At 37.6% G+C, this 7,008-nt stretch carries 6 protein-coding genes and 1 pseudogene; 5 read left to right on the top strand and 2 right to left on the bottom strand.

The genetic code is table 11. The features are described from left to right. Positions 1–96 precede the first annotated feature (96 nt). Together F6K27_RS31765 and F6K27_RS31760 are read left to right on the top strand one after the other, a co-directional pair. Positions 97–240 (top strand): hypothetical protein, encoded by a 144-nt coding sequence (locus F6K27_RS31765; RefSeq protein ID WP_287279820.1) that lies wholly within the window; start codon positions 97–99, stop codon positions 238–240. A gap of 503 nt (positions 241–743) precedes the next feature. Further along, on the top strand, positions 744–1,886 hold the full coding sequence (locus F6K27_RS31760) for a DegT/DnrJ/EryC1/StrS family aminotransferase (protein ID WP_287279819.1): 1,143 nt from the start codon (positions 744–746) through the stop codon (positions 1,884–1,886). A gap of 265 nt (positions 1,887–2,151) precedes the next feature. On the opposite strand, the pseudogene F6K27_RS31755 reads toward F6K27_RS31760, so the two are convergent. Next, positions 2,152–2,286 (bottom strand): annotated as a pseudogene (locus tag F6K27_RS31755) (IS1 family transposase); the annotation flags it as partial. A 117-nt stretch (positions 2,287–2,403) separates the two neighbouring features. Here F6K27_RS31755 and F6K27_RS31750 point away from each other — a divergent pair. The 3 genes from F6K27_RS31750 (at position 2,404) to F6K27_RS31740 (ending at position 5,991) form a co-directional block, all read left to right on the top strand. Then, the gene (locus F6K27_RS31750) at positions 2,404–5,082 is read left to right on the top strand and encodes a bifunctional serine/threonine-protein kinase/ABC transporter substrate-binding protein (RefSeq protein ID WP_287279817.1); all 2,679 of its coding nucleotides are present in this window, start codon (positions 2,404–2,406) and stop codon (positions 5,080–5,082) included. Positions 5,083–5,315: 233 nt separating this feature from the next. Beyond that, the gene (locus tag F6K27_RS31745; RefSeq protein WP_287300958.1) at positions 5,316–5,450 is read left to right on the top strand and encodes a hypothetical protein; all 135 of its coding nucleotides are present in this window, start codon (positions 5,316–5,318) and stop codon (positions 5,448–5,450) included. Between the two features lie 154 nt (positions 5,451–5,604). Then, positions 5,605–5,991, top strand: coding sequence for a transposase family protein (locus F6K27_RS31740; RefSeq protein ID WP_287279813.1), 387 nt, complete (start codon positions 5,605–5,607; stop codon positions 5,989–5,991). Positions 5,992–6,512: 521 nt separating this feature from the next. On the opposite strand, the gene F6K27_RS31735 is transcribed toward F6K27_RS31740, so the two are convergent. After that, positions 6,513–6,671: a hypothetical protein gene (locus F6K27_RS31735; protein WP_287279811.1), complete on the bottom strand. Its 159-nt coding sequence runs from the start codon at positions 6,669–6,671 to the stop codon at positions 6,513–6,515. Positions 6,672–7,008: the final 337 nt, after the last annotated feature.

The raw sequence follows: 7,008 nt of genomic DNA, 5'->3' as shown, positions 1-7,008 counted from the left end.
ATTCATACAATGTTCCATACTCAACGTGATGATTCAAAATGGTAAACCCCAGAGCTACAAAGTAGAAATCTAGTTAACTTCCAACTAAGGGAGTTTTTGGCGATCGCTACTTTCATGCAACAAAGCCATCGTGATTTGCCAGTTTCTGGATTCGACCCTAATGCATTTAATTATGAATTTAATTGGGTGGCTGAAACTTATTGTTTAGAGCATAATGTGAGAGCAACTAAAGACCAATAAATATAAAGAGTGGCACAAAATTTCACTTTTTAAGTTATGATAAATATCCAGTGGACTATTTTCAATATCTGGCGATAAAAGCAGGGTTCAAACCCCTAGATTATTTTGCACATCAAAATGAACCTATGGTCATTCATGTTTTAGCAGCTAAGTAATTGAAGCAATGAATCCCTAGCTCATTTCGGCAGCATAACTATTGAGTTACACACTGTACAAATTAGCTATAATGTCTATCACACAATTTAGTCGTTTCACGCTCTTTTAATCACTCTAATTTGCTTGCTGCCTTTACTGTGTTATTTGCCATAAAAGGCAGCAATTAATAAATTTTTACTAAATCAGCCTTTAATAAAAACTATAGATAGGTTCTAGTATTACTTGGAAAAAATGGTATAATTCCTACTTTATGGAAGAGGAAAAAACTAGATTGATTATCGTATTTGAGTCCGATAAATATGTAAATTTATTTAATGCAAGAACACGAATTTTCAAGAGAGAGGAACATGACAGTAAATCAAAAAATTAAACCATTTTATTTCGATATTACAGATGATGAAATTCAATATTTCTTATCAGAATCTGAGAAAATTTTAAGGTCTGGAAGACTAATTTTAGGGGAACATACCACAGCATTTGAACAAGCATTTGCCGAATATGTCGGTACAAAATACGCGATCGCTGTTAATAGTGGCTCCTCTGGACTAGAAATTCTATTACGCTTGAAAAAAGTTGAGGCAACAACTGTTTTAGTTCCTACTAATACCAACTTTGCTACTGTTGCTACAGTAATTCGTGCCGGGGGAAAAGTTCAATATCTGGATATGGACAAACAAACATTTGCTCCTTCTCTACAGATGGTGCAAGAGGCAGTAGAAAAGGGTAATAATCTCCCACAGAAGATTTCTGGAGTAATGTGGGTTCATATTGGGGGCGTCATTTCTCCAGAGTTTCCGCAAGTGGTGGAATATTGTCACCAACGAGGGTTATTTGTCCTCGAAGATACTGCCCATGCTCACGGTAGTAAAATCAATGATGTAAGTGCTGGAAATTTGGGAGATGGTGCTGCTTTTTCATTTTTCCCGACTAAAGTAATGACAACTTGTGAGGGAGGAATGATAACTCTGAATAATGAAGAGGAAGACTATATCGCACGTTCTTTGAGAAACCAAGGGAAGCGAGGCATGGACTTTGGTGGCTTACACACGGACTTTGGTAATAGTATGCGAATCACGGAAATGAATGCTCTGCTTGGTCGGATACATTTAGCAAAATTGCCAGAGATGTTGAAAAAACGTGAGCGAGCTTATGAATTAATTACTGCACCTCTCAAAGAAGCTGGTCTATCGTTTGTATCTACAGAAAAAATGGATATCGCTAGTAATTACAAATTGATTGTTCATTTGCCAGAGGGAAAAAATGCCAAAGAAATCAAAACAGCATTAGCAGAAGAAGAGATATTTTTAGGAGGAACAGTATATGAAATACCCTGTCACAAACAACCAGTTTTTGCAGGTATTTGTGAAGGTGAGAGTTTTCCTGGTGCCGAACGTTGGTGTCCGAATCATATCTGTCCACCTCTGACTTCTGGCATGACGGAGGCCGATGCTCAACGAGTGGGGGAAGCTTTAGTTAGGCATTTGCAATAAGGTTTTGGGAACTGGTCTCAGAAAATATAGATAGTAATTTGTAGATTGGGTAGAACGATTTCTGTTATTGTAGGCGTTACCTAGATTTTTTTGAGTCCCTGCCCAATCGATAGGAAAATCTTTTTTGGTGCGAACTTCCAATGCTAGATGATATGCAGCAATAGCATTTTCCGGCGTTGCACAGTGACGAATGATTACGAGAATTGAGGAATTTGCCGATGTTTCAAATCATAGAGCAGCAAGGGAATGGATCTGTACAACATATCACCTCAGAACTATAACCCGCAGGACAGGGGCTTTCTGGAAATTGACGGCCACAGTCACGGCACAGATAACTCTGTTTTCCCTGACAATGACTATTTTTCAAGCTTTTATGGCTTTGACAATCAAGACAATCCATCTCTCAATCAAATTCTAGAATATCATTCTCTATTGTGCAACACCAGATTTAATATGATGACTAGGTGACTGTATATTTTAATATGCCTTTGACTTTTGATTTTTGACTTGTAGGAAGATGATTAATCCTGGACAAATATTACAACAGCACTATCGAGCGATTCAACTTATTGGAGACTGTGGTTTTGGTCAAACTTGGGAAGTTGACGATCGTGGTACGATAAAAATTATGAAAATATTGCAAGTGCCAAGGGAAATAGAAGACGAAGAAATAGAACAAGTAATTTCTTTGTTTGAGCAAGAAGCAAAAGTTTTAACATATTTACACGAACCTGGATTACCAAAAGTCGAACCAGAAGGATACTTTATCTGGTCAGAAGCGGGAGATGAACCATTACACTGTCTGGTAATGGAAAAAATTGAGGGTATAAATTTATCTGACTGGTTGCAACAAATTCATCATAATCAACCTATAGAAGAAGAGCAAGCGATCGCCTGGCTCACACAGTTAGTAGAAATTATTGGTAAACTTCATCAGAATCATTGCATCCATCGGGATCTTAAACCAACAAATATCATGTTGCGTAGCTCCCCAGCACAAAACTCCAATCATAATGGAGCCAAACAACCCTCTGGATCTTATGAAAATTTGCCTAAACAAGAAGCTAGTCAACAAACAGATGGAAAAGCTAGCAGAGCAAATAATTTATCTTCCATTTCACTTACCGAAGAAAATGTTGCACAGCTAGGAAATGATCCAGAACAAACCAGAGAAACATTAGACCACAAACAGGAGGTTGAAAATGAAAAAAATCACACTGACCATCAACAAGATTCCCAAAAGCAGAAATGGGGTCAACTAGCATTAATTGACTTTGGTGCGACTAGGCAAGTTACAGAAACATATTTAAGGCAATTTGAAGGCAAAGATGTGACTGGGATGATTTCTCAAGGTTACACATCCCCAGAACAGTATGAAGGGAAAATCACACGACAGTCGGATGTCTTTGCCATTGCTCGAACTATAGTTTATTTAGTCACAGCACAAGATCCTACTAATTTGCCTACCGATCCTCAGAGTGGTAGATTAATGTGGCGACACCATGCTACTCAAATCTCAAAAACATTAGCAGACTTAATTGATGAGATGATGGCAAATTTACCTCAGTGTCGCCCCCAAACAACCGAAGACATTTTGGAACGTCTTGCTAACTACAACCAGCAAGTACAAGCAGAAATTGACCCTACCCAGAGCAAACAACCCGCTCCCGCAAAGAAAAACTATTTATCTGACTTTCCATTGCAGCAAAAAATACAGAACTTCAAGAGTAAATATCAAGAAACCACACCCAAAGTCAATAAATGGTTAGGCAATATTTCCCTTTTAACACTAGGAGCGATCGCTGTCTTAATTGCTATTTTACCAGAAGCACCTACAACTTGTCCTTTAAAACTGGATGATAATTTGAGTTGTGGGGAAGAAATTCTGATTCCAGGTTCCGCACCCAAAGAAAAAGAAGAGGGAGTTAAAGCTTTTGCTGATGGTGATTATTTGCAAGCAGTCAAACTTTTAGAAACAGCTAGAAAAAAATACTTTAACGATCCAGAAATCCTGATTTATCTGAATAATGCCAGACTAGCTGCTAGCAATACTGACGCTTATACTATAGCCATAGTAGCACCAATGACAGGTGAGTCACAAGCTCTCAACTATAGTTTAGAAAAATTACGGGGAGTTGCTCAAGCTCAGAATGCCATAAACCTGAGCGATAATTTGATTGGAGGCAAGGGTTTAACTGTAATTATTGTTGATGATGGCAACTCTCCAGAGCAAGCAGTAAAAATAGCAAATAATCTGGTTTTAACAGGTCAAGTTTTGGCAGTAATTGGTCATACTTTTAGTGAAATCACGATGGAAGTAGCTCCAATTTATGAAAAGAATAAACTGGTTTTAATTTCTCCCACTGCTAGTACTTCTAAATTATCAAATCGCAATGATTTTTTCTTTAGGATGATACCATCTGATGCCACAATGGCTCAAGCAATGGCAAGTTACTTAATTAATAAATCTACTGATCAACAGCAAATAGTAGCTCTGTTTGATAATCCTAATGATATTTACAGTGAATCTCTCAAAAATAAATTTATGGTTAGTTTGAGTGCTGGTGGTGGCAAAATAGTTAAAGATATGAATGACAGTTTTGATTTATCAAGAACTTCTTTTAATGCCAGTGCTGCCATCAATAGAGTAGAGAAACAAAAAGCTACTGCAATTGTATTACTGCCAGATATTTCCACTTTAGCAAAGGCAATAGAGGTAATCAAAGCCAATTGGCAGCTCAATTTACCGATAATTACTGGAGAAAACCTCTATAGTAACTATACTCTCAAGTTTGGCGCTCAAGAAGCAGAGAAAAATGTTGTGGTAGCTACACCGTGGCACAGTTTGAATAGTCCCGATCCAGATTTTCCACTGCAAGCAAAAAACATTTGGGGAGGAACTGTTAGTTGGCGTACAGCTTTTGCTTATGATGCAGCTAGAGCTTTGATTACAGCATTACGAACCCTGCCAGAACGTAAAGAATTAAATCGCATTGCCCTGCAACAAATTTTAGCAAGTGAAAATTTTAGTTCCGAGGGTGCTACAGGAGAAATAACTTTTTTACCAAGTGGCGATCGCCTGGAATCAAGAATTATTTTTACTAAAGTAGTGAAGTCTAGTTGTTCGCCATTAGGCTATACATTTCTGCCCCTAGATTATCCTGTCAGCAAGTTTAGTATTTTGGAATGTGATTGATTCGTTATTTAGAGGAGATAAGGGTTAGGTAGTGGCTATTCAACAATTAATAATTAATAGAGTTGTTGGGAAATAAGGTAAAATGGTTCAAGCATAAATTGGCCTTTATAAATGCTAAATTAAATATTGAACAAGCCTGAAAACAAGACAGGTTACTCAGAGCATTAACAGGATTACATCGTAAAGCATATTACACTTTGTTGAAGTCCTTTGAGCAAATATATGAACAAACATTGCTGGAGAAACCTCGTCAACGCTCTGTTGGAGGTGGCCGTAAGGCTCGTTTACGCACCAGTCAAGACAAATTATTCTACATTCTCTTCTACTTTAAATGTTATATCATGTCCGGTAGTATCGTTAGTGTATAAAATTACGTCACAATTGGAGGAAACCCTTATTCCTTCTAACTTATGTTCTCTATCTCCCTTTCATCAAAGTCTAAGTATATAATCGGACATGATATTACCCCACCTTTGATTTAGCTGGCATCTTGTTTGATATTGACCGCAGTCAAGCACATTATTGGGTACATCGCTGACAACCGATTTTAGAAGCTGCCCTGGGAGAAAAAAAGGTACACTCCAGAGTCAAATTAACTGTGTTCAAGCATTTATAGAACGTTTCCCTGGAGTAGAACGAGTGATCATGGACGGCACAGAACGGCCAGTGCAACTACCAACTCACCCCGAAAAACAAAAACTGAATTATTCAGGAAAAAAAAAGCGTCATACTCGCAAACATCTAGCAGCAGTGGACCAAAATCAGAAAGTGTTAGTATTAACTCAGGTACGAGAAGGAAAGTTACATGATAAAAAATGCCATGACCAGGAAAAGCTAATAGGAAATATACCTGTGGAGATTCCGATTGAAGTGGATAGTGGTTTTCAAGGTCTTCACTCGCCAGTATGAAAATATCCGTATCCCCCATAAAAAACCAAAGGGAGGAGAATTAAGTGAGCAACAAAAATCGGAAAATCGGAAATTGGGCGTTGGTAATTGGTAAGATGATTTTCTACTAGGGGTGATACCCATCACTTACTTTGGTAAAATATTTAGAGGTATCAGAAACAGACTACTCTTAAAGTTTCATCTCTTGATTTACCAACGCCGGAAATTGAGCAAATCTTGGGTGATATGTGAAAACGCCTTCGCGGGTGTCAAACGTTATGGAGCTGTCAGCCAAATTTACCGTAATCACGCTTATTGATTTTGATGACAAATTAATGTATTTCAGCAACTGGATGACTGGAACTTATATTTGATGGCAGCATAAATAATTAAATTACTAACAAAATATATCTGTTTTCATTTTCGTTTTTTCCTAACCTAAGTTATTTCCCAACAACTCTATTATGTGAGTTGATTGACCCATTTGGACATTCCATAATTTTTCTGCCTAATTAGCGATCACTTCTTTCTCAAATCATACCTTAATTCACCAAGGCAGTTTTTTCCACTAAGAATTTTGTACTGTCCAGTTTACCATCCTGTTGAAATTTTTGATTGTGCTGGTTTTCACTACGACGGAATAATTTACCCATCATTTTATCGTGCATGGAAATTGCAGTATCAACTAATAATGCAGCCATTTCTAATAGAAAAGCAACGATTATTGCATACCTTCTACTTTCATCTAATCTCGCTATATAGGCGATCGGTAGTAACCGAACGAAATTGTACGCTAAAAATGAAATAGTTACCAGGTAAGGATTTGAGAAATCAAAATTTTGGGCGTTGCATAAATGCGGGATGATTTTAATAGTTTTGTGTTTGGGGGCATCTTGCCCGTTCCCCGTTCCTTATAGAACCCCTAACCGTATCTTCATATAAATATCAAGTTTTTTTGACTAGGAGACAGCTATACTGGAGACAGGAGACAGAAGGTAAGAGAGAAAAGGTTAAGAGGGAAGATTTGGGGAGAGATAA

It is taken from the genome of Okeania sp. SIO2F5 (assembly GCF_010692685.1).
GTDB lineage: Bacteria > Cyanobacteriota > Cyanobacteriia > Cyanobacteriales > Microcoleaceae > Okeania > Okeania hirsuta.
This window is presented reverse-complemented; position numbering and strand designations above follow the sequence as displayed.